The organism is Hyphomicrobium sp. (genome assembly GCF_036780825.1).
Lineage (GTDB): Bacteria > Pseudomonadota > Alphaproteobacteria > Rhizobiales > Hyphomicrobiaceae > Hyphomicrobium_C.
Map to the genome: position 1 here is coordinate 20,570 of NZ_DAIQCD010000003.1, position 22,353 is coordinate 42,922.

Consider the following 22,353-nt stretch of genomic DNA (forward strand, 5'->3'; position numbering starts at 1 on the left):
ATTCGGAAAAACGACTTTTCCGGAAGCATCCTTTCTGGGCGTGCTTCTCTTCGGAAAACCGGCAACCACTTTTCCGGAAGCACTTTCTTAGTATCGTGCTTCTCTTCGGAAAACCGGCAACCACTTTTCCGGAAGCACTTGAGGTCGAGATTTCCCATGACGATCCGCAATCTTGAAGCGCTCTTCAGCCCCGCCTCCATCGCCCTTGTCGGAGCGAGCAAGCGGGCCGGCAGTGTGGGGCACATCATCGCCTCGAACCTTCTCGGAAGCGGCTTCAGCGGCCAAGTCTGGCTGGTCAATCCACGCTACGATGCGATCAGAAGCGCGCGCTGCTACGCCTCGGTGTCGGCGTTACCGAGCGCACCCGATCTTGCCGTCATCGCTACCCCGCCCGCCACCGTGCCGGGCGTGATCGCGGATCTCGCCCGCCACGGCACGCGCGCCGCCATCGTCATCACCGCCGGCCTCGGCGCTGACCTGCGCACGCGCATGCTGGAGGCCGCACGCCCAACCTGCCTGCGCATTCTCGGCCCGAACTGCATCGGACTTATCCTGCCGGGCCTCGGCATCAACGCCAGCTTCGCCCATACAATGCCGCTCAAGGGGGACCTCGCGTTTCTTTCCCAGTCGGGCGCGCTCGTCACCGCCGTGATCGATTGGGCGAAGGGACGCGGCATCGGCTTCTCGAAAGTCGTCTCCATGGGCGAGATGGCGGACGTGGACTTCGGCGACACGCTCGACTATCTCGCCGGCGATCCCGAAACCCGCGCCATCCTGCTCTACGTCGAGCAGGTGACGCACGCGGCCAAATTCATGTCCGCCGCGCGCCGCGCTGCTCGCGCTAAGCCCGTGATCGTCCTCAAGTCCGGGCGGCACGAGGCAGGCGCCAAGGCTGCAGCCTCGCACACAGGCGCGCTCTCAGGCTCGGACGCGGTCTACGATGCCGCCTTCCGCCGCGCGGGTCTCGTCCGCGTCAATGACCTCGACGGCTTGTTCGAGGCGGCGGAGATGCTCTCGTTCACGCCACACCTCGCAGGCGAGCGCCTGATGATCCTGACCAACGGCGGGGGCGCAGGAGTGCTCGCTGCCGATCGCCTCGAAGATTATGACGGCAAGCTCGCCGATCTCACGCCCTCCGTTCGTTCCGCCCTCGACGCCGTGCTGCCCGCCACCTGGTCGAAGAGCAATCCGGTCGACATCATCGGCGACGCCGGCCCCGAGCGCTACGAAGCGGCGATGCGCGTGCTGCTCGACGATCCCGCCTCCGACGCCATTCTCGTTATCAACTGCCCGACCGCGCTCGCCTCGAGCGAAGCGGCCGCGGGCGCCATCCTCAAGGCCGTCACCAGCGCCCAGGAGCGCGGCCCGCGCAAGCCCGTGCTCACGAACTGGCTCGGCGACGGCGCTGCCACAGAAAGCCGGCGTCTCTTCTCGGAGGCACGCATCCCTTCGTTCGACACGCCGACCTCCGCCATCGACGGCTTCATGCAGCTCGTGCGTCACCGGCGCTCTCAAGATGAGCTCATGCGCTCGCCGCCGGCCGGCCCCCAGGGCGTCGTGGTCGACCGCGAGCAGGCACGCGCCGTGATCGCGGGCGCATTGGCGCGCGGCCAGCCGATGCTGACAGAGTTTGAAGCCAAAGCCGTGCTCATGGCCTACGGCATCCCCGTTGCCGAGACGGTCTTCTGCGCGGATGAGAGTGCGGTTGCAGCCGCCGCGGGCAGCATCCTGAAAGAGTTCCGCGCCTGCGTCGTCAAGATCCATTCCGATGACATCTCGCACAAGTCCGACGTCGGCGGTGTTCGCCTTGGCCTGATGAGCGCCAGCGAAGCGCGCGAGGCGGCCCGTTCGATGGCGGCCGAGATCGCGCGTGTGCGTCCAGACGCGCGCCTCGACGGCTGGGTGGTCGAACCCATGATCGAGCGTCCAGACGCACACGAACTGATCATCGGCATGAGTGAGGACGCGACCTTCGGGCCAACGCTGCTGTTCGGCGCGGGCGGCACGGCCGTGGAGGTCATCAAGGACACCGCCCATGCGCTTCCTCCACTCGACCGCGGACTCGCGCGCGACCTGATGCAGCAGACGCACATCCATCGGCTGCTCGAGGGCTATCGCAACCGCCCCGCCGCCGACCTCGACGCCATCGCCGACGTGCTCGTGCGGATCGGCACGCTGGTTGCTGAGCTGCCCGAGCTGCGCGAGCTCGATATCAACCCGCTGGTGGCCGACGACAAGGGCTGCATCGCTCTCGACGCGCGCATGCGCGTTGCAGACGAAGCCGCCTCGCCGCGCCAACCCATGGCGATCCGGCCCTATCCGGTAGCCTGGGAGAAGACGGTCACCTTGCCGAAGCTCGGGCGCATCCATGTGCGTCCCGTCCGTCCCGAGGACGAACCGATCTACGAGAAGTTTTTCACGCGCGTGACGCAGGACGACATGCACATGCGCTTCTTCACCGCCAAGCCGCACCGCGCGCATCGCTTTCTGGCGCGCCTCACGCAGATCGATTACGCGCGCGAGATGGCCTTCGTCGCGCTCTCGGAGCCTGATGGGGAGCTGCTCGCCAGCGCACGCCTCGTCGCCGATCCGGACTACAGCCAGGGCGAATATGCCGTGCTCGTGCGCTCCGACCTCAAGGGCAAGGGGCTCGGCTGGATGCTGATGCAGCATCTCATCGCCTATGCGCGTGCGGACGGACTAGGTTCGCTCTACGGCGAGGTGCTGACCGCGAACACGACCATGATCGACATGTGCCGCGCGCTCGGCTTCACCGTAGAGGCCGACGCCGAGGATCCGCTTCTACGCCGTGTGAGGCTACCTCTGAAGCATTGAGCGATTTTGAGGACCGGACGCGCAGCGGTACGGGCGTCACGCAGCGCCGTGTTTATTTTCTTTCCGGCGGAAGCGGCGCGTCGTCGTCATCCTGTATCGCGCGCCAGCCGGCTCCTTCGAGATCCTCAAACTGTCCGCTGTCCAGCGCCCACAGGAACGCGACAAGGCCCGCAAGTCCCAGGACGAGTGCACACGGGATGAGCCAGGCGAGCGCACTCATGACCGCACACTCACGGGTTTCAGCCTCACGGTTCGGCGGCGCAGCCTCAACGCATTGCCCGTCACCGCGATCGACGAGAGCGACATGGCGATCGCCGCGAGCAGCGGCGTCACATGACCAGCGACGGCGAGCGGCACGAAGATCACGTTGTAGGCAATGGAGATGGCGAAGTTCTCGAACGACATCCGCTGCCCCGTCTGGGCGACGGCGACGGTCTCGATGATCGGCGCCAGCGTTTGCCCCTGGAACACGGCATCCGCCGCCGTCTGGCTGATGTCGGCCGCCGTTGACGGCGAGAGCGACGCGTCGGCAGCCGCAAGCGCGGGAGCATCGTTGAGCCCGTCCCCGACCATCAGCACCTTGCGGCCCGCCGTCTTCAGCGCTTCGATAGCGGCGATCTTGCCGTCCGGCTTTACGGCCGCCGACCACTGCGTGATGCCGACGCTCTCAGCGACGCTTGCGACGGCCGGCGCACGGTCTCCCGAAAGAAGGTGCACGTCATAGCCTGCGGCCTTGAGCGCCCCGACGACAGCTGCCGCATCCGCGCGCAGCGCATCCTCGAAGCCGAGCATGGTCTCGCGCCCTTCAGCATCTGCGAACCAGAGCGCCCCAGTGGCACCCTCCGCCGTGTCCGAGTTCACGCCCCGAACCCATTCCTCCGAGCCGAGGCGCAGTTCGCCGTTATCGAATGGCGCCGCCAGGCCAGACCCCGGAACTTCACGCATACTCGCCAGCGGCGTGACAGCAAGGCCGCGCTCGTGCGCAGCCTTGACCACGGCTTTGGAATAAGGATGGCGGCTCGCCGCGGCGAGCGAAGCGGCCGCAGCCAGCGTGGTGTCGGAAACCTCCGCGCCATTCCGGAGCACCGGCTCTCCCCGCGTCAGCGTGCCCGTCTTATCGAAGACGACGGTATCGATCTCGGACAAACGCTCGAGCCCGTCGGCCGCCTTGATCACGATGCCCTTGCCGAACAGGCGGCTCGTGGCAGCGACCTGGACGACCGGCACGGCGAGCGCGATGGCGCAGGGGCAAGTGATGATCAGCACGGCAATGGCGTAGGTGAGCGCCGGCTCCCAGCCGGCTCCCACCAGCATCCATCCGACGAACGTCGCCGCACCGAGGGTGTGCACGACGGGCGCATAGAGCCTTGCCGCACGGTCGGCGAGTCTCACGTATTGCCCACGGCCCTGCTCTGCCGTCTCCATCAGGCGCGCGATCTCGGCCAGCAGCGTGTTGGCGTCCGTCGCGGTCGCTTCCACGGTGATGGGGTGCGTCATGTTGACGGTGCCGGCATGCACCTCCGCGCCGGCATTGGCCGCCCGCGGCAGTGTCTCGCCTGTAATCAGGCTTTCATCGATGTCGGTCGCGCCCGCTAGAATGCGCCCGTCGACGGGAATGCGCTCGCCCGCCGCGACCTGGATCCGCATTCCGGCCGCAAGCGCACGCGCCGGGCGGCGCTCGACGGATCCGTCGTCGAGCAGCACCGTCGCCGTCAGCGCCTTGAGGCCAAGCAGGTTCTCGGCCGCGCCACGCGCCTTGACGCGCACGCGCTCGTCGAGATAGCGGCCGATGAGAAGGAAGAAGGTCAGTGTGATCGCCGCATCGAAGTAGACCTGATGATGCGTGCCGCGCATGGTCTGGAAGAGGCTCATGGCCGTCGCCAGCGTGATGCCGATCGAGATTGGCACATCCATGTTGAGCCGGCGTGCCCGGATCGCGCCGGCGGCCGAGCGGAAAAACGGCTGGGCCGAATAGGCCACCGCCGGCATGGCGATCAGTGCGGCGAGCCAATGGAAAAGCGCGGCGACAGTCGCATCCATGTCGCTCACCGCACCGGCCCAAACCGATACTGAGAGCAGCATGACGTTGGAGGAGGCAAAGCCCGCAACACCGAGGCGGCGCAGGAGATCGTCGGCGCGGCCGGCCTCCGGCTTGCTATCCGTATCCGCGGACTCGGCGGCCCGATAGCCTTGCTGCGCCAGGGCGTCGATCAGCGGCTGCGTGTCGGTGAGGCTCTCGTCATAGGTGACGCTCGCGCGCCGCGCCGAAAGATTCACGCGCGCATCACTCACGCCCGTGAGGCTCGTCAGTGTCCGCTCGACCACCGCCATACAGGCGCCGCAGCGCATATTCTCGACAACGAGCGACGTGGTACGCCGGATGCCTCCCGCCTCCCTCTCTTGAACGGTCGGGCTTCCGACGAGGGGCAGGCTCAAGGTGCGATCCACAAACGCCTCCGTACCTGATAGACGGGCTCGGCTGCCGGCGTCTCGGTATCGAACGCACGCACCGTCGCAATCCAGCTCCCCGGAGCAAGGTCGTGGCCGACGGCCGCCTCGAAGTGGCCAGGCGCGATCTCGGCCAGGCGGACCGCCGTATCTTCGCGGTTCGTCGCGGGCCGGCCAAGAACGGCGTCCACCCGCGCAAGCGCCGGTGCCGCGCCATCCGTGCGCTTCAAGAAGACACGCAGCCGTGCCGGATCGTTTTGCAGCTCCACCGTTTCGGTCCAGCCCAGCGCGGACTGCTTTTCGGCGCGCGCGATACGTTCGTTATAGGCGAGGCCCTGGCTATAGGCATTGGCGTTATCGAGCCCACCGAACGTCGATAGCGCCTTATAGATCAGCACCGCATCCGCCGTCGCGATAACCCCGAAGAAGGCCAGCATGGCCACGAGGACGTGGCGCCCCGAGAGAGCGCGCCCATCACGCGGGCCGGCGGTGTGTAGCCTGCTCATTGGCCTGGACTCCTGAAGCTCGTTTCACGGATCACCCGTTCCCCGGTCGCCAGATCGGTCACGACGAACCTGAGCGGCGTCGAAGCCGACGCGATCTCGCCGCGTCCGGCAGCCGGCACGGTGACGTACACCTTGACGGCTCGCACCGCATTGGCGTCCACAGCGATCTCGACACCGCCGTTCTCGCGCCCGACGATCGCCAGCTTGCTCGCTGCGATGCCGTCGGCATGGATCGAGAAGCGCTGGCTCTCGTGCGTCTTATTGAGGATCTTGAGCGTATAGCCGTTGCGGATGCCGCCGTCCGACAGGGTCACGAAGAGCGGGTTCCGATCTTCGATAACGCTGATCTCCACCGCCGAGCGCATCACCCAGGCCCATCCCATGAGGGCGAGCACCACGGCGATCAGCGCGGAATAGAGGAGCGTGCGCGGGCGCAAGAGCTTCAGCGGCTGACGGTCAGCCTCAGACGGGGCCTCCATGTTGCGGAACGTCTCGTAGGCAATGAGGCCCCGCGGACGGCCCACCCGGTCCATGATGTCGTCGCAGGCATCGATGCACAGTGCGCACTGAATGCATTCGAGCTGAGCGCCGTCGCGGATGTCGATCCCCATGGGGCAGACGGCAACGCACGCCTTGCAATCGACGCAGTCGCCCCGGCCGGCCCAGGGCTGCCCCTTCTTATGCGGTCCGCGCGGCTCGCCGCGGAAGCCCCGGTAGGATACCAGCAGCGAATCCGCATCGAACATCGCCGCCTGGATGCGAGGCCACGGGCACATATAGATGCAAACCTGCTCACGCGCGAAACCGCCGAGCACATAGGTCGTGGCGGTGAACAGCCCCAGGAATACATAGGCGACGAGCGGCGCATCGCCTGTGACGAGTTCGCCGGCGAGCGTCGGTGCATCGCGGAAATAAAAGACGAGCGCGCCGCCTGTGGCGACGGAGATCGCGAGCCAAGTGGCGTGGGTTCCGGTCTTCTTCCAGATTTTCTCGAAGGTCCACGGCGCTTTGTCGAGGCGCATGCGCGCGTTGCGATCACCCTGCCAGAAGCGCTCGACGGCGATCATCAGGTCCGTCCACACAGTCTGCGGACACGTGTAGCCGCACCACATGCGTCCGACGAGCGCCGTGGCGAGAAACAGCCCGAGGGACGCCACGATGAGAATGCCAGTGATGAAATAGAGCTCCTGCGGCCAGATCTCGATCGGCCCGAAGAAGAGCCGTTGATTGGCGAAATCGAGCAGGAACGCCTGATCAGGCAGGCTCGGCCCCCGGTCCCAGCGGAGCCACGGCAGCAGGTAATAGATGCCGAGCGTGACCGCCATCACCACCCATTTGGCCGACCGGAACGTGCCCTTTGCACGCTTCGGATAAATGGGCTGCCGGGCGGCGTAGTAGCTGCGCGCCGCCGCGGACGAGACGGCATCGACATCGAGGCGGGCCACGCCGGGGGCGGCCTCCGTCGGCGTCGTCCCCGTGAACTTCGATGTCGGTTCCATGCGTGCCACGTCCGCCTCCGAAGGGTTTCTCTCGTCGCCGCCGCCCTACTTCCCGCCGCCTAAAGCATGCACGTAGATAGCGAGCATCTTGATCGTTACCGGATCGAGCTTGCCTTCCCAGGCCGGCATCACGCCCGAGCGGCTGTTGCGGATCGTCTCTTCGACATCCGCCTTGCTGCCGCCATAGAGCCAGATGGCATCGGTAAGGTTCGGCGCGCCCATCTCGGGCGTTCCTTTGCCTTCCTCGCCGTGGCAGGCCGCGCACTGCTCGGCGAAGATCTCCTTGCCGCGCTCGGCGGCGGCGGCGTCACCCGCAGCACCCGAGAGCGAGAGCACGAACTCCGCCGTATCCGAAATCTGGACGTTGGTGAGGATCTGGTCGGCGCCGAAACGCGGCATGGCGCTGTCACGCGTCTCCGGATGGTCGGCCCGGATCCCATGCCGGATCGTCGTCTCAATCTCCTCGAGCGTGCCGCCCCAGAGCCAGTCGTCATCGTTGAGGTTCGGATAGCCCTTGAAGCCCTGGGCGCCCTTGCCGTGGCATGGCGCACAGCTGTTGCCGAACTGCGCCGCCCCGCCGCGCAGCACGAATTCCATGAGATCGGCATCCTTCTCGATCTCGGCCGCGGACTTGGCGGCGATCGCCTCGATGAAATGCGCCTGACTTTCCTTGGCGGCCGCGATGTCATTCGCCACCGAGACGCGCTGGCTGTAGCCGAGCACACCCTTCGAATAGCCGTCCACGAGCGGCCAGGCAGGATAGAGGATCCAGTATCCGATCGCCCAGACGATGCACGCATAGAAGACGTAGAGCCACCACCGCGGCAGCGGCTTGTTCAGCTCCTTGATGTCACCGTCCCAGACGTGTCCGGTCGTTTCGGCGCCCGTGACGGTATCGAGTTCCTTATGACCGGCCATGCGGCTCCCCCATTTTATCGCTGTCGTCCGCAAGCGGCACCCGCGACGCGGCGTCGAAGCGCGCCTTGTTTCCGGGCCGCAGCGCATAGACCAGCACGCCGCCCATGACGATTGCGAAAATCGTCATGGCAATCATCTGCGACCAGAACGCCACATCCTGGTAGCCCATGCCGTCCTCCTATCGCAGGTTCGGTCCAGCAGCGTCGAAGGTCGTGAAGTCGACCAGCGTGCCGAGCATCTGCAGATAGGCGATGAGCGCATCCATCTCGGTCGGCGGCCCGTCCGTGTTGCCGTCGAACTTGCGCACCTGCGCCTTCGGATAACGCTCGGCCACGGCCTTCCCGCCCTTCGTATCGGGGGCGATCTGGCCAAGAAGATCAGCCTTCGCGTTCTCGATCATCTCGTCGGTATAAGGAACGCCGACCGCGCGCAGCGCCTTCATATCGGCCGCGATGCTGTCGGTATCGAGCGTGCGCTCGGCGAGGAACGGGTAGCCCGGCATCACCGAGCCCGGCACCACCTCGCGCGGCGCCTTCATATGATCAACGTGCCAGGCGTCGGAGTACTTTCCGCCGACCCGCGCCAGATCCGGCCCGGTCCGCTTCGAGCCCCATTGGAACGGATGGTCGTACATGCTCTCGGCGGCGAGGCTGTAGTGTCCGTAGCGCTCCACCTCGTCGCGCAGCGAGCGGATCATCTGGCTGTGACAGTTATAGCAACCCTCACGGACGTAGATGTTGCGGCCCGCCAGCTCCAGCGGCGCATAGGGCCGCATGCCCTGCACTTTCTCGATGGTGGAGCCGATGAAGAACAGCGGTGCGATCTCGACCAGACCGCCGATCGAGACGACGATCAGGGTGCCGATCAGGAGCGCGAAGGTGTTCTTCTCGAAGAACGCGTGCGAAAATTTCATAGTTTCCGTTCTCCATCACTCGGCAGGGGCGGCGACAGCGCCGGCGCGCAGCTCGGGGGCCGCCGCAGACCGCGGCTGGTCCTCGATATCGACGGACTGCGCCCCGCGCACGGTCATCCACGTGTTCCAGGCCATCAGCAGCGATCCGATTACGAACAGGAGGCCGCCAACGGCGCGGATGATGTAGGGCCAGTGCATGGCTTCGACCGTTTCGACGAAGGAGTAGGTGAGGAAGCCCATGTGATCGGACGCCCGCCACATCAATCCCTGCATGATCCCCGACACCCACATCGACGTGATGTAGAGCACGATGCCGATGGTCGCGATCCAGAAGTGCCATTCGACGAGGCGCAGCGAGTAGAGTCCCTCGCGCTTCCACAGCCACGGAAGCAGGCAGTAGATGGCGCCAAAGGACACCATGCCGACCCAGCCGAGTGCGCCGGAGTGCACGTGGCCAATGGTCCAGTCGGTGTAATGCGAGAGCGAGTTCACGGCCTTGATCGACATGAGCGGACCCTCGAAGGTCGACATGCCGTAGAAGGCGACGGAGACCACGAGCAGGCGCACGACGGGATCAGTACGCAGCCGGTCCCAGGCCCCCGAGAGCGTCATCAGGCCGTTGATCATGCCGCCCCACGACGGCATCCAGAGGATGATCGAGAACGTCATACCGAGCGTCTGCGTCCAGTCTGGCAGAGCGGTGTAGTGGAGGTGATGGGGGCCAGCCCAGATGTAGATGAAGATCAGGCTCCAGAAATGGATGATCGACAGGCGGTAGGAATAGACCGGCCGCTCCACCCGCTTCGGGATGAAGTAGTACATGATGCCGAGGAAGCCCGCGGTCAGGAAGAAGCCGACCGCGTTGTGGCCGTACCACCATTGCGTCATCGCATCCTGGACGCCGGAGAAGAGCACGTAGCTCTTGGAGCCCAGCAGCGAAACAGGCATCGCGAGGTTGTTCACGATGTGCAGCATCGCAATGGTGACGATGAAGGCGAGATAGAACCAGTTCGCCACATAGATATGCGGCTCACGGCGCTTGACGAGCGTCCCGAGGAACACGCCCAGATAGGCGACCCAGACGAGGGTCAGCCAGATATCGACGTACCATTCCGGCTCCGCATACTCCTTGCTCTGTGTCGCGCCGAGCAGATAGCCGGTTGCAGCGAGAACGATGAAGAGCTGATAGCCGTAGACGACGAACCAGGGCAGCCAGTGCCCGGCAAGACGCGCGCGGCATGTGCGCTGGACGACATAGAGCGAGGTGCCGATGAGTACGTTGCCGCCGAATGCGAAGATGACGGCGGACGTATGGACCGGCCTCAGCCGGCCGAAGTTCGTCCAGGGCAGGTCGAAGTTCAATGCCGGAAAGGCGAGCTGCCACGCGATGATGTCGCCGACCGCGAATCCGACGACGCCCCAGAAGACCGCGGCGATCGTCGCGAACTTGATGGGGCCGTCCATGTAGGTGGACTGCTCGTCGCTCCCGCCCTTGCGGGGATTGCCCATGACATAGAGTCCAGCGCCGACGCTTGCGGCCAAAAGCAGCATCCCGTGGAACCGGATGACCTCGTCGAGGCCGGCGAACGCCAGGACCCCGCCGATCAAAATGCCGCAGGCAGCTGCCGCGAGCGCGCCAGCGCCTGAAAGCGCAATCACCTCTTCGCTGGTTGCTCTCATCTTCCCCTCGATCGGTGCTGGAATCCAACCGGCCGAGGCATAGGCAGAAGCTCGAACCTCGGGCTTGATCACGATCAAGCTGCGACGAAACGATCAACGATAGAGCTGGGGCGCTTTTCGAACGGAGGCTGGCTGTTCCCATGCATACTGTTCCACTCCAAGCCCTGGCCGAACGCTACGCAGCACCGGTTCCGCGCTACACGAGCTATCCCACCGCACCCCACTTCAACGACAGCGTCGGCGCGCGGGAGGCCGCGGCATGGATCAGCTCGCTCGAGCCGGACTCAGCCCTCTCGCTTTACGCCCACATTCCTTTTTGCCGGTCGCTCTGCTGGTATTGCGGCTGCGCGACGACGGTGGCCAACAGCCCGGAGCCCGTTGCGGCCTATCTCGCGACGCTGAAAGCGGAGATGGCGAACGCGGCGGCGCTCGTGCCCTCCCATCACGTGCGGCACATCCACTGGGGCGGCGGCTCCCCGAATACGATGTCGCCTGACGAGATTGGCGAGCTGGCGGGCCTTACGCGCTCGCTGTTCCAGATCGACCCGGACGCGGAGTTCGCCGCCGAGATCGACCCCCGCTATATGGACGAGCCCCGCGCCGCGGCATTTCGCCGTGCCGGCGTCAATCGTGTCTCGATCGGCGTGCAGGATTTCGAGCCCGACGTCCAGGCGGCGATCAACCGGCACCAGCCTTTCGAGCTGACGCGCGATGTCGTGAAGAGCCTGCGCAACGCCGGCATCGCCTCCATCAATGTTGACCTCGTCTACGGGCTGCCCGGCCAGACGCAGGCCAGTGTCGCGCGCACGCTCGATCTCGTGCTCTCGCTCGAGCCCGACCGCCTCGCCGTTTTCGGCTATGCGCACCTTCCTGAGCGGATCCGCCATCAGCGCCTGATCGACAGCAGCGCGCTCGCTGGTCCCGCGGGGCGCCTCGGCCAGGCGAACCGCATCGCCCGCAAGCTCCTGGCGCACGGCTACGTCCGCGTCGGCCTGGATCACTTCGCCAAGCCGACCGACCATCTGGCGAGCGGCCGCATCTCGCGCAACTTCCAGGGCTACACGACCGACACCGCCGATGCGCTGATCGCTTTCGGCTCCTCCGCCATCAGCCGCTTTCCGCAAGGATATGCCCAGAACGCCGCGCGCATTCCCGACTATCACGAGCGGGTGGCTAAACGCCGGCTAGGAACGGCACGTGGAATCGCGTTTTCGGATGACGACCGCATCCGCAGCCACGTCATCGAGGCGCTGATGTGCGACCTCGCGTTCTCAGCCACAGACCTCAGGGATCGCTTCGGCGATGCCGCAGCACCCTTGATCGAGGATGCGCGTGATCTCGTCGAGGCGGACACCGACGGGCTTGTCGAGAAGACGTCCGACGGCTTCCGCGTGACCGAGCGGGGCCGTCCCTTCATTCGCAGCATCTGCGCCTGTTTCGACGCCTATCTCGGAACGACGGAAACGCGCCATGCCGTAGGTGTCTAGAGAGCCTCCGGCAAGCGGATTGAAAACACGCGTTATGGAACAAAAACTTAGAGTGCTTCCGGAAAAGTAGGAACTGGTTTTCCGAGAAGAACGCGAGGAACAAAAGCTTAGAGCCGCTCCACCGGAACGGCTCTAATCGATCAAGTGACTGCGATAAAACAAGCAAGTTTCGGCTGCATCCTGCGGCGCGCGCCGCCCTGCTCAAAGCGTAATCTCAGATAATTCTTTACTTTAAGGTTACGCCACGTTTCTCTCCCGCTCTCCGTGCTGTCAAAGTGCTCCCATTATGCCAAGCCTTGCACGCCACATCAGACAGGTTGGCGAGGAGCGGTTCAACCGATCCTACGACGAGGTCGAGCTTGCCCGCTTGCAGCTCGTATATGATCGGGCATGCGAGAAGGTCGGCCTCGACGAGCGCGATCCCCGTCGTGATTCAATAGGCAAGCTCATTTTCCAGATGGCCGATCACGTGGCCGATCCGGCCGAGCTTCTGAGCACAGTCGTCAAGGTATTCGGGCGCGCAAACTGAAGGCGCTATCCGTGCTTCTTCGTCTGCTCGTAGACGTCGCGGTCGCGGCGGCTGCGGCTGCTGTAGAAAAGCAGCCCCATGAGAGCGATCCCAACGCCCGAGGCCAACAGCACTCCGAGAATGGCAGCGATCGTTCCATGAAAGCCGAGGCCTGAAAAAAGGCCGAGCGCCCACAGCAGCGCGTAAGCGCAGACCAGGATGACGACGGACGCGACGATCATTGTTTTCGTTTCATTCATCAGCGGCTCCTCGAGCTACCCATTAGAGCCTGATCGTTCGAGGTGAGCGCGGACCAACACTCACCGAGAACGTGAATCAGTCCCTCAAAGAAATAGTGAGAGCGCGTTCACCCCAAAAGGGTGGGCGACGAAGCGTGAACACGCTCTAAGCCTTGCTGAATGAACGACCGGATCGCCGGATCGTTTCCCGATTTCCTTGCTATTCGGCCGCGTCCTTGCGGCTCCTCTTTTTACGATCGCTATCCTTCGCTCCCGTCGCCTCTTCCGCTTCGATGTTGATCTCGGATAGCGCGAGCTCCGAGAGCTTGGCGTCGGTATCCTTCTCTTCCTGCAGCGTCGCTCTCAGCAGATCCGCAGCATCCGGCATGTCGAGCTTGTCCGCCCACGCCGCCAAGGTGCCGTAACGCGAGATCTCGTAATGCTCGACCGCCTGCGCTGCCGCCAGCATACCGGCGTCTCGCACCGTCTCGTCCTTGGCTTCGTGCATCACCTCGGCCGCCTCTTCTGCAAGGCCGTCCATCGCGGGGCACCGCTTGCCGCGCGGCGCCTTGTCGAGCATGTCGAAGATCTGCTCAAGGCGCGAAACCTGGCCTTCGGTCTGTTCGATATGGTCCTCGAACGCTCCCTTCAGAGCCGGCGAGCTGGCTTTCCTCGCCATCTTCGGCAGATTTTTCAGGATCGCCTTTTCGGCGTAGTAGACGTCTCGCAATGTATCTTCGAACAGCCTTCCCAGCGTTTCCATGTCACGTACTCCGTTTACATCAGTGGAGAATGCCCAGCAGGTGGAGGGCGACAATCGCGATGATCGGCACCCCGAGAAGCCAAAGTGTAAGATCGCGAAGCATGATGTTCGCCTTTCTATGCTTAGACGCGCTTGCGCATGACAAAGTAGGTAAGCCGCGCCGGTATGTTCTGATCTCTGTGATGGCCGCCACGCTGCGCCGCATACCAAGCGGCCGCGAGCCCGAGCAGCAACGCCGTGGCGGTCACAAGGCCCGCGGCGACCGTTGCCTTCCGCGCCGTATCGACCGCCGAAACCGCTGTCGCGTATGCCTCGTCGATACGCTTTTGCACCGCATCCGGTGTGAGCCCGGTGCGGTTCGCAATGACTTGCGCAATGTAATCGCGATCCGCGCTATCGAGTGATCCGTCCGCCGTCGCCGACACAAAGATCCTGGTCAGCTCATCGCGGCTGGCCTGGCTCCCGGTTTCACCTGTCGCGGGAGCAGGACCAGCACCCGTCGGCGCCGGCCGCAGCAAGGCATCCACGGACGACGTGACCAGAGCACCGCGATCGCCAATGGCGGCTTTTCCGAGCTCCCCACCGGCTTGGATCGCCGTACCGGCAGCCATGAACGTCAGCAACCCGGCGATTAAGACGGCGATCGACCAGACGAGCATGCCGTGAACTCCGTCCCGGAATTGCACCTCGTCGGCGTCGGCACTCCACGCCGCCCGCATGCGCCCGGCTATATATCCGCCGACCAGCAGCGATAGGATGGGAACGAAGATGGCCCAGAATGCTGAAACCGTCGCTGCCCACCGGCCATAGGATTGCGACGGATACGGCGACAGGAGCGATAGACCGATCGCACCACCGACCGTGAAAAGCACAAAAGAAATAGCCGACGCTGCGACCGCGCCGGCAAAAATCGCGCTCCATTCAACGTAGCTGGTTCGACCATCGGTTTCAGCCATTTCAGCCTCCTAGACTTCAGGACTCATATCCATCCGAAGCGTCAATCGCTCTAGCGCAGTCCAAGGGCGCCGAGGATGAACATCACCACGACGATCAGACCAATGAGATAAATGATTTCATGCATGGGGCGCACTCTCTGACGGGTGTCCACTCAACACTGGAAAGTTGAGAGAGTTCCATGGCGACGAGAGTGCTTGCGGAAAAGGGAACCGGTCATGGCGGACACATGCCAGTTAAAGTGTCCGGCGGAGGAACGAAGAAACAAAAACTCAGCCGTCTCGAATTCCACTAAACAGGACGGCACTTAGTTATTGGATTGATATGGATTGATGCGTGGAAGGCTCGACACCGAAACGCGCGACGGTATGCACGCCGGATAGGCGTGCAGAACCACAAAGTGCGCGATGCGACATCGCACGCGCTAGAACCCGGCCTTCATTGTAGATCGTGCTCGCTCCGGACGTAACGCGAGCTTCCCGGCGCTACCCGCCAGTTGGCCTGCTCGTCCCGCCCGGAGCGTCTCCTGTTACCGCGGAGGGGGCGGGACAGGTTCCGTGGAGGGTGAACCAACGCCTCCTGAGGCTCCACCTTCCTCGCGATCTGCGGCCGCTGCATCACCCGGGTCCGTTGGAACGCGCGCCGCCGGATTGGCATCGGCGGCGGGATCCGCTGGCTGGGTATTGCTTGGAGCCGGACGCTGATTGCGTTCGTTGTTCGGATCCGCCGGCGAGGCACCGGTCGTTTGGGCGAGCGCGCTTCCCATCGTGCAAAGGGCAAGCCCGGCTCCCAGGGCAAAAGCAAAGGTAAGTCTCATGACGATCTCCTTTCTTTCGCCCATCAACACGCTCAATGCCGCCAGGTTCCGAAATGCCGCCCACTGTTCGCCGCCGCGAATGGTCGCCCACATGGAATGCACACTGCCTTTGAATGCGCATTGGCTTTTGAAAAATTATCGAAAGGCGACCGGAAGCTAGAACCAATGAACCCGGGCAAACGTTGATAAAGACCCTTTTTCAAAAGGAGCAAGCCATGAAGATCCTCGGACATTCCATGCATCAAGTTCTCATCGTATTTCCGGTTGGATTGCTTTTGACAGCCGTTCTTTTTGACTTGGCCGCCCTCGCTACCGGGGAGCCGCAATTTTGGACCGTGTCCTACTGGCTGTTGGCCGCGGGTCTGATCGGCGGCGTGCTCGCTGCAGTTTTTGGCCTATTGGATTGGAGCAATGTGCCGAGCCATACCCGCGCCAACCGCATCGGCATCCTTCACGGACTCGGCAACGCAGCGGTTCTGATCCTTTTCGCAGCCAGTTGGTGGTATCGCGGCGCACCGGATCAGGTCCCCTCCACGCCCATTCTCAACCTGTCATTCATCGGAGCCGGGCTTCTGCTTGTAACGGGTTGGCTCGGTGGCGAGCTCGTGGCCCGGCTGAGCGTCGGTGTCGACGAGGAAGCGAACGTCAATGCGACGAACTCCGTTCGCGATCATGGCCTTATCGAATCCACGACCAGCTACAAGGACGCAGCCTAGCCAGCTGAGGTGGCCCAGGACGAAGGAGACGCCATCCAAGGACACTTGGGTCGTCCGGCCCTTGGGGAACGCCGACTGCTCGGATGCGTTGAGCTGAATTGGTGACCGCCGGAGATCGGAGAAAACGCTTGCACCATGGCACTACGAGTTGCTTCCGTTTAGCCGTCATCTTCGCGGCGTTGCCGTTTGCGCTTGCCCTCCCCTGCGCGTCCATCTTCAGCGGACCGGTGCTGGCGCAATCGGGCGGCGGTGGAGGAGGCGGAGGCGGAGGAGGCGCTGGTGGCGGCGGTAGTGCAGGTGGTGCCGGAGGAACGGGCGGTGGCTCAGGCGCGGGTGGCGGCGCTGGCAGTGCCGCGTCTCCGGGCGGCGCGACGTCTCCCGGCGGACCGACGAGCGCTCCGCCCACAGCGACGCCCTCCACGGGGCCTCAATCGCGCTCGCCCACTCCGCGGCCCTCAACCGTGCCTCAGGTCGAGACAGCACCGAGGCGCACGCCCTCCGCGGGGAACGCCGAGCCCGATTCTCCCATCTATCGAGATACTTCCCCTCGCGATTATCAATCTTCCGATCCCCTGAATCCGCGAGGAACGCAGGACCGCCAGCCACAAACGGATGCGCCCGTGGGCGGAAGCGGCGGCGCCTCGTCGGGGCGCAGCGACGGATCTGGCGGAGATTCTCTAATGCCAGTGGATCCGTCCGGCCAGCCCGCTGAATTCGGCTCGGGTCGCCAGACCGATTCGATCAGCGATGAGCCCAATCGCGTGACGCGGGGCAGTGGCGGCGCTGCCGGAAAGAATTTCCAGGAATGCATGGGCTTTTGGACGTCGGATACGCATATGACGAAGGCTGAGTGGCGGGAAACCTGCAAACGCCTCGAGCGCTGATCGCGTCTCGTCAACAGGTCCTGGCGCACCGTACTCGCGAGCCAAGCCATTCATGGGCGCGATCATGCGCGTAGAAAATGGCGGTCAGCGAACCTCTTCAGGACTATGGCGACCCCGGCAGGATTCGAACCTGCGACCTGCCGCTTAGAAGGCGGCTGCTCTATCCGGCTGAGCTACGGGGTCCGCTGCGAACGCACAAGGCCGCCTCGCGCTCAATAAGGTAGGCCGAGCCTTGAGGCAAGCGCACACACCTCCGTGCTCTTCCAGGTGCTGTTCGAGCCGGGCAATCTTGCCAGCATCGGTCGGTTTGTCGTGGCCGAGCCACGCAGCTTATAAATCAGGCGGAGCCACGCAGCTAAAAAAACCTAGCGAAGTCGTGCGCATATGCAGTCGCCAGGCCCGACGGCGCGCGTTCAGCGACTAAGCGCGAAACATTAAGCGCGAAACATTAAGCGCGAATGCGCTCTAATGGGTCCAGGCACCGATGCGGCCAAACTTGAAGTTGTCGGCGTAGGACTTGCGGATAAGCTCGCGCGGCTTCGGCTCGTCGAGGCGATAGGGGATGCCCTCGCGCTCCGCATAGGCGATCGCCTCCTCCTTCGTCGCGAATTCCAGGCGGACCTGGGTGCGCGTGTCGAAAGACGTCGTCCAACCCATGAGCGGATCGATCTGGCGGGGCACCGCCCCCTCGTACTCGAGGACCCATTCTTTGGTGCGAGCCATACCGGACTGCATGGCAGACTTGGCCGGCTTGAAGATACGTGCCGTCACACAGACCTCCATCCACGATCGGCGACGATGCGTGCATACCCTTCTATGCGGGCGCAGACAAGCACGCCCGCGTCGCAAGCCTTCTCCGCGCCTGGGGAGAGAAGCAGGAAACAGGTCATGGCCGCACCATGCCCGCCGCGAGGACGGAACGCAGGCCAGCGATAGCCCCGACGACGAGGACCGCCGGCGCTTCGACCTCATTCGCCTTGGCATCGGCCACGAGATCCGCAAGCCGGGTGTCGATCACGCGCTCGCCCTCGCTCGTTGCATGCGAGATGATGGCGACCGGCGTATCGGGAGCCATGCCGGCGCGAAGAAACGCAGCCACGATCTCCTCCAACTGAGCCAGCGCCATGTAGAGGATGATGGGCTGTCCCGTGGCGGCGAGCGCTTCCCAGGCCCGGGCGGCATCGTCACCTTCGGCACGATGGCCGGCAGCGAGAATGACGGCATGGTTGGTTTCCCTCGTCGTCGCCGGAATGCCCGCCAGCGCCGGCGCTGCCAGCCCCGACGTCAGCCCCGGCACGACGCGATAAGGAATGCCCTCGCGCACGAGCGCGTGCGCCTCCTCCCCGCCCCGTCCAAATACGAACGGGTCCCCGCCCTTGAGCCGAAGCACGCGCCGTCCTCGTTTCGCCTCGGCGATGATCAGCTCATTGATGTCGCGCTGCTGCGACGAGGGCCTGCCGCCGCGCTTGCCGGCAAAATGAATTTCGGCGCCAGCGCGTGCAAGGCGCAGGATGCGCCGGTCGACCAGGGCATCGTGGACGATGGTATCAGCGGAGCCGAGCGCATGAATCGCCATGACCGTGAGCAGACGCGGATCGCCGGGGCCCGCACCCACCAGCCAGACTTCACCGGGAGCCATCTCGGGAAAGGCAGGGAAAATGTCTGGCGGCAGATCCATGAGCAATGCGCTTCAACCAGCGGCTCGCGAGCGTTCAGCTCGAAAGACGGGAATGCTAAGGGAGGTGGCTCGAGCGGCGGCGCCGGAGCCGGCAAAGGCGCAGCGCATCCATCCTCCGGCCTTTCGCCGGAAAAGTGCGCGTGTGCCACGAGAGGCAGAGATGGGATAGCCTTTGCCCGGAAGTCCTGTCAAACAGAACCCTTGCTCCCGGATGCGACGCTCTTATTGCGTCCACCACTGTCTTGCCCGGCCTTCTGACCATGAGCACCACCCTTCCCCGTCTCACCCTCGTCCTCGGCGGCGCACGCTCGGGCAAGAGCCGCTTTGCTGAGGATCTGGTCACCGCCTTCCCCGCGCCATGGCACTATCTCGCGACGGGAGAAGCTCTCGACGAGGAGATGGCGGAGCGCATCGCGCACCACGCCGCCCGCCGCGGGCCGGGATGGGTCACGCAGGAGGTGCCGCTCGAGCTTGCCGAGGCCATTCGCGCACCGGAGGTTTCCTCCCGCCCGATCTTGATCGACTGCCTCACCCTGTGGCTCAGCAACGTCATGGCGAGCGGGCGGGATGTTGAGGGGGAGAGCGCGCGGCTCGTCGCGGCGCTCCATTCCTCGGCGGGACCCATCGTTGCGGTTTCGAACGAGGTCGGCCTCGGGATCGTGCCCGACAACGCACTCGCCCGCGCCTTCCGCGACTCGCAAGGCCGCCTCAACGCCGCCGTCGCCGCCGCGGCGGATACGGTTGTGCTCATGGCGGCCGGACTACCGCTCACGCTCAAGAAAGCCTGAGTTCGCCGTCGCACCCCGGCTCGGCCATGATCGAGCCGATGAAGGGAATTTAAAGCCAAGTCAAAGACCTATGCGGCCAGGGAACGCGCTCGGTGCCCAGGGGTCGAGCCCGGATTTGGAAGCCGAGCATCCGGAGTGACATCAATACGGGAGCGGCAAATTGCGCCTACGGCTAAATTTACCGCATATCCAATTTTGTGCGTATACATGGGCTCTCCGACACTCGAGCCAGCCGTCCGGCCCATCTCGCCCGTGTCAACGGCTGGCTGGGTCAAACGCACCTGTCCCCTGCTGGCCGGTCTCCCAACATGTCTGTGGAAAGACTGCTTAAAATGCTCGACGAGAAGCTTGAACCGATTTTTGCGGACGTGCTGCGCCGCAATCCGGGGGAGGATGAATTTCACCAGGCGGTAAGGGAGGTGCTGGATTGCATCGGCGCCGTCATCGCCAAGAACCCTGACTATGCGGAAGGCGCGCTGATCGAGCGCATCTGCGAGCCTGAGCGGCAAATCATTTTCCGCGTGCCGTGGGTGGACGACAAAGGCAACGTCCAGATCAACCGCGGCTTCCGCGTGCAGTTCAACTCCGCGCTCGGACCATACAAGGGTGGCCTTCGCTTCCACCCGACCGTGCTGCTCGGAACGGTGAAGTTCCTCGGCTTTGAGCAGGTCTTCAAGAACGCGCTCACCGGCATGCCGATCGGCGGCGGCAAAGGCGGCTCCGACTTCGATCCGAAAGGGCGCTCCGAAGGCGAGATCATGCGCTTCTGCCAGTCGTTCATGACGGAGCTGTTCCGCCACCTCGGCGAGCACACCGACGTGCCGGCCGGCGATATCGGCGTCGGCCAGCGCGAGGTCGGCTTCATGTTCGGCCAGTACAAGCGCATGACCAACCGCTACGAGAGCGGCGTGCTCACCGGCAAGGGCCTGATGTGGGGCGGCTCGCGCGTCCGCACCGAGGCGACGGGATACGGCGCCGTCTATTTCGTCGAGCGCATGCTGCGGACCCGCAACCAGGAATTCGAAGGCAAGCGCGTCATCGTCTCGGGCTCGGGCAACGTCGCCGTTTACACCATTGAGAAGGTGCATCAGCTCGGCGGACGCGTCATCGCCTGCTCCGATTCGGACGGCTATGTCGTCGAAGAGGCGGGCCACGGGATCGATCTTCCGCTGCTCAAGGAGATCAAGGAAAAGAAGCGCGGGCGTATCGCGGACTATGCGAAAGCGCGCGGCGCTGGCGCCATCTATGTTCCCGGCGGCCGGATCTGGGACGTGCCGGCCGACATCGCCATGCCCTCAGCCACGCAGAACGAGCTTACGGGCCACGATGCGCGCACGCTCATAAAGAACGGCGTCATGGCGGTCGGCGAAGGCGCAAATATGCCGTGCACGCCGGAAGCGGTGCGAGCCTTCCTCGACGCGGGCGTGCTGTTCGCGCCTGGCAAGGCGGCCAACGCCGGCGGTGTGGCAACGAGCGCGCTCGAGATGCAGCAGAACGCTTCGCGCGATTCGTGGTCCTTCGAGGCCACGGAGAAGCGCCTTGCCACCATCATGCACGGCATCCATGACCGCTGCGCCGAGATGGCCGAGACGTATGGCTCGCCGGGCAATTACGTGCTCGGCGCGAATGTGGCCGGCTTCATCCGTGTTGCAGAGGCGATGCGCTCTCTCGGTGTGGTTTAAGCGGCCTTACCACCAGACCAGAAAAACGATGGCGGCCGCCAGGGCCGCCACACCCACGCTCGCCGCTTGCAGCACGTAGGCAATGCGGTAAAGGCGCAGCGCACGATGGATGTCGGCGGCGGTCGCCGCGCGCCGGCCCGCGCCCATCCAGGCGTCGTTCACGCGCTTACCCTCATAGGTACGCGGCCCACCGAGCGCGAGGCCGAGCGCGCCGGCCATCGCCGCCTCCGGCCAGCCGGCGTTCGGAGAGCGGTGGCGCGGGGCGTCCGTGATGGCGCTGAGGGCCGCCGCCCGCCAATCCGCCTCCGGCATGAGCCGCGCGGCCGCGGCAATCCAGAGCGCGGAAAGGCGTGAGGCCGGGAGATTGACGAGGTCGTCAAGCCGCGCCGCCGCCCATCCGAACGCCCGATAACGCTCCGACTTGTGCCCGATCATGCTGTCCGCGGTGTTGACCGCCTTGTAGATCGCACAGCCAGGCAGCCCTCCGAAGATCAGCCAGAAGAGCGGCGCGACGACGCCATCGGAGAAATTCTCGGCGAGGCTTTCGATGGCGGCGCGACATACGCCGGCTTCATCGAGCGTCTCGGGATCGCGGCCGACGATGCGCGCCACGGCTACACGTCCCCCGGCGAGGCCGCGGCTCTCCAGCCCCTCTGCTACGGCCGACACGTGCTCGTCGAGGCTACGGCCCGCAAGCAGCGTGCTCGCGAGGATCGCTTCGACCGCGAGCACCCCGAGCGCCGGCAATACGAGATGCAGCGCCCGGTCGATCAGCAACGTCACCGACAGCGTGACGAGGAGGACCACCGCCAAGGCCAGAATGCCGCGCAGCCGCGCCCTGGCGAACGACAAATGCCCCTCGTTCCAGACCGTCTCCGCACGTGCGATGAGGGCGCCGATCCACGTGACCGGATGGCCGATGCGTTGCACGAACGTCTGCGGATAGCCGGCGACGGCCTCCATGAGAAGAGCGAAAAAGGCCAGCGCAAGCGTCATGCTTATCCCAGAGCAAGGCCATCGGCGTACGGTCTCGAGCCA

Annotated in this window: 21 protein-coding genes and 1 tRNA gene; 7 read left to right on the top strand and 15 right to left on the bottom strand. The window is 64.5% G+C overall.

The genetic code is table 11. The features are described 5' to 3' along the window. Nucleotides 1-156 precede the first annotated feature (156 nt). Nucleotides 157-2,835: a bifunctional acetate--CoA ligase family protein/GNAT family N-acetyltransferase gene (locus V7P99_RS02355; RefSeq protein ID WP_333793222.1), complete on the top strand. Its 2,679-nt coding sequence runs from the start codon at nt 157-159 to the stop codon at nt 2,833-2,835. 52 nt (nt 2,836-2,887) lie between these two features. Here the strand turns inward: V7P99_RS02355 and ccoS are convergent, their stop codons facing one another. The 8 genes from ccoS to ccoN are packed head-to-tail and all read right to left on the bottom strand — an operon-like array spanning nt 2,888 to nt 10,799. Beyond that, complete coding sequence (gene ccoS, locus V7P99_RS02360; protein WP_333793223.1) at nt 2,888-3,055, bottom strand: cbb3-type cytochrome oxidase assembly protein CcoS; 168 nt, start codon at nt 3,053-3,055, stop codon at nt 2,888-2,890. Then, complete coding sequence (locus V7P99_RS02365; RefSeq protein ID WP_333793224.1) at nt 3,052-5,283, bottom strand: heavy metal translocating P-type ATPase; 2,232 nt, start codon at nt 5,281-5,283, stop codon at nt 3,052-3,054. Before V7P99_RS02365 ends, ccoS begins: the two co-directional genes overlap by 4 nt. Next, on the bottom strand, nt 5,268-5,789 hold the full coding sequence (locus tag V7P99_RS02370; RefSeq protein ID WP_333793225.1) for a FixH family protein: 522 nt from the start codon (nt 5,787-5,789) through the stop codon (nt 5,268-5,270). Before V7P99_RS02370 ends, V7P99_RS02365 begins: the two co-directional genes overlap by 16 nt. Further along, the gene (gene ccoG, locus V7P99_RS02375; protein ID WP_333793362.1) at nt 5,786-7,288 is read right to left on the bottom strand and encodes a cytochrome c oxidase accessory protein CcoG; all 1,503 of its coding nucleotides are present in this window, start codon (nt 7,286-7,288) and stop codon (nt 5,786-5,788) included. Before ccoG ends, V7P99_RS02370 begins: the two co-directional genes overlap by 4 nt. Before the next feature lie 45 nt (nt 7,289-7,333). Further along, the gene (gene ccoP / locus V7P99_RS02380; RefSeq protein ID WP_333793226.1) at nt 7,334-8,206 is read right to left on the bottom strand and encodes a cytochrome-c oxidase, cbb3-type subunit III; all 873 of its coding nucleotides are present in this window, start codon (nt 8,204-8,206) and stop codon (nt 7,334-7,336) included. Then, on the bottom strand, nt 8,193-8,375 hold the full coding sequence (locus tag V7P99_RS02385) for a cbb3-type cytochrome c oxidase subunit 3 (protein ID WP_333793227.1): 183 nt from the start codon (nt 8,373-8,375) through the stop codon (nt 8,193-8,195). Before V7P99_RS02385 ends, ccoP begins: the two co-directional genes overlap by 14 nt. Before the next feature lie 9 nt (nt 8,376-8,384). Further along, nucleotides 8,385-9,119 (bottom strand): cytochrome-c oxidase, cbb3-type subunit II, encoded by a 735-nt coding sequence (ccoO, locus tag V7P99_RS02390; protein WP_333793228.1) that lies wholly within the window; start codon nt 9,117-9,119, stop codon nt 8,385-8,387. 15 nt (nt 9,120-9,134) lie between these two features. Then, on the bottom strand, nt 9,135-10,799 hold the full coding sequence (gene ccoN / locus V7P99_RS02395) for a cytochrome-c oxidase, cbb3-type subunit I (RefSeq protein WP_333793229.1): 1,665 nt from the start codon (nt 10,797-10,799) through the stop codon (nt 9,135-9,137). A gap of 140 nt (nt 10,800-10,939) precedes the next feature. On the opposite strand from ccoN, the gene hemN reads away from it, so the two are divergent. After that, on the top strand, nt 10,940-12,286 hold the full coding sequence (hemN, locus tag V7P99_RS02400) for an oxygen-independent coproporphyrinogen III oxidase (protein ID WP_333793230.1): 1,347 nt from the start codon (nt 10,940-10,942) through the stop codon (nt 12,284-12,286). Between the two features lie 286 nt (nt 12,287-12,572). After that, nucleotides 12,573-12,815 (top strand): hypothetical protein, encoded by a 243-nt coding sequence (locus tag V7P99_RS02405; RefSeq protein WP_333793231.1) that lies wholly within the window; start codon nt 12,573-12,575, stop codon nt 12,813-12,815. A gap of 5 nt (nt 12,816-12,820) precedes the next feature. Here V7P99_RS02405 and V7P99_RS02410 read toward each other — a convergent pair whose 3' ends face one another. The 3 genes from V7P99_RS02410 to V7P99_RS02420 form a co-directional block, all read right to left on the bottom strand. Next, nucleotides 12,821-13,054, bottom strand: a complete 234-nt coding sequence (locus V7P99_RS02410; protein ID WP_333793232.1) for a hypothetical protein — start codon at nt 13,052-13,054, stop codon at nt 12,821-12,823. Nucleotides 13,055-13,253: 199 nt separating this feature from the next. Then, nucleotides 13,254-13,796, bottom strand: a complete 543-nt coding sequence (locus V7P99_RS02415; protein ID WP_333793233.1) for a YciE/YciF ferroxidase family protein — start codon at nt 13,794-13,796, stop codon at nt 13,254-13,256. A gap of 122 nt (nt 13,797-13,918) precedes the next feature. Continuing rightward, nucleotides 13,919-14,752 (bottom strand): hypothetical protein, encoded by an 834-nt coding sequence (locus V7P99_RS02420; RefSeq protein WP_333793234.1) that lies wholly within the window; start codon nt 14,750-14,752, stop codon nt 13,919-13,921. Between the two features lie 1,030 nt (nt 14,753-15,782). On the opposite strand from V7P99_RS02420, the gene V7P99_RS02425 reads away from it, so the two are divergent. Then, nucleotides 15,783-16,283: a DUF2231 domain-containing protein gene (locus tag V7P99_RS02425; RefSeq protein ID WP_333793235.1), complete on the top strand. Its 501-nt coding sequence runs from the start codon at nt 15,783-15,785 to the stop codon at nt 16,281-16,283. Nucleotides 16,284-16,963: 680 nt separating this feature from the next. Beyond that, nucleotides 16,964-17,167, top strand: a complete 204-nt coding sequence (locus tag V7P99_RS02430) for a hypothetical protein (protein ID WP_333793236.1) — start codon at nt 16,964-16,966, stop codon at nt 17,165-17,167. A gap of 106 nt (nt 17,168-17,273) precedes the next feature. Here V7P99_RS02430 and V7P99_RS02435 read toward each other — a convergent pair. The 3 genes from V7P99_RS02435 to cobA all read right to left on the bottom strand — a co-directional run bounded on the left by V7P99_RS02435 (nt 17,274) and on the right by cobA (nt 18,845). Then, nucleotides 17,274-17,350 (bottom strand) — tRNA-Arg (locus V7P99_RS02435). A 282-nt stretch (nt 17,351-17,632) separates the two neighbouring features. Beyond that, nucleotides 17,633-17,938 carry an ETC complex I subunit gene (locus tag V7P99_RS02440; RefSeq protein WP_333793237.1) on the bottom strand — a complete coding sequence of 102 codons (306 nt, stop codon included), beginning with the start codon at nt 17,936-17,938 and terminating at the stop codon, nt 17,633-17,635. A 115-nt stretch (nt 17,939-18,053) separates the two neighbouring features. Beyond that, the gene (gene cobA, locus V7P99_RS02445; RefSeq protein ID WP_333793238.1) at nt 18,054-18,845 is read right to left on the bottom strand and encodes a uroporphyrinogen-III C-methyltransferase; all 792 of its coding nucleotides are present in this window, start codon (nt 18,843-18,845) and stop codon (nt 18,054-18,056) included. Between the two features lie 260 nt (nt 18,846-19,105). Here cobA and cobU point away from each other — a divergent pair, with 260 nt between their 5' ends. Together cobU and gdhA are read left to right on the top strand one after the other, a co-directional pair. After that, a complete protein-coding gene (cobU, locus tag V7P99_RS02450; protein ID WP_333793239.1) occupies nt 19,106-19,633 on the top strand; it encodes a bifunctional adenosylcobinamide kinase/adenosylcobinamide-phosphate guanylyltransferase in 528 nt (175 codons plus the stop codon). Between the two features lie 332 nt (nt 19,634-19,965). Continuing rightward, on the top strand, nt 19,966-21,315 hold the full coding sequence (gene gdhA / locus V7P99_RS02455) for an NADP-specific glutamate dehydrogenase (protein WP_333793240.1): 1,350 nt from the start codon (nt 19,966-19,968) through the stop codon (nt 21,313-21,315). A gap of 6 nt (nt 21,316-21,321) precedes the next feature. Here gdhA and cbiB read toward each other — a convergent pair whose 3' ends face one another. Then, nucleotides 21,322-22,311 (bottom strand): adenosylcobinamide-phosphate synthase CbiB, encoded by a 990-nt coding sequence (gene cbiB, locus V7P99_RS02460; RefSeq protein WP_333793241.1) that lies wholly within the window; start codon nt 22,309-22,311, stop codon nt 21,322-21,324. Nucleotides 22,312-22,353 lie beyond the last annotated feature (42 nt).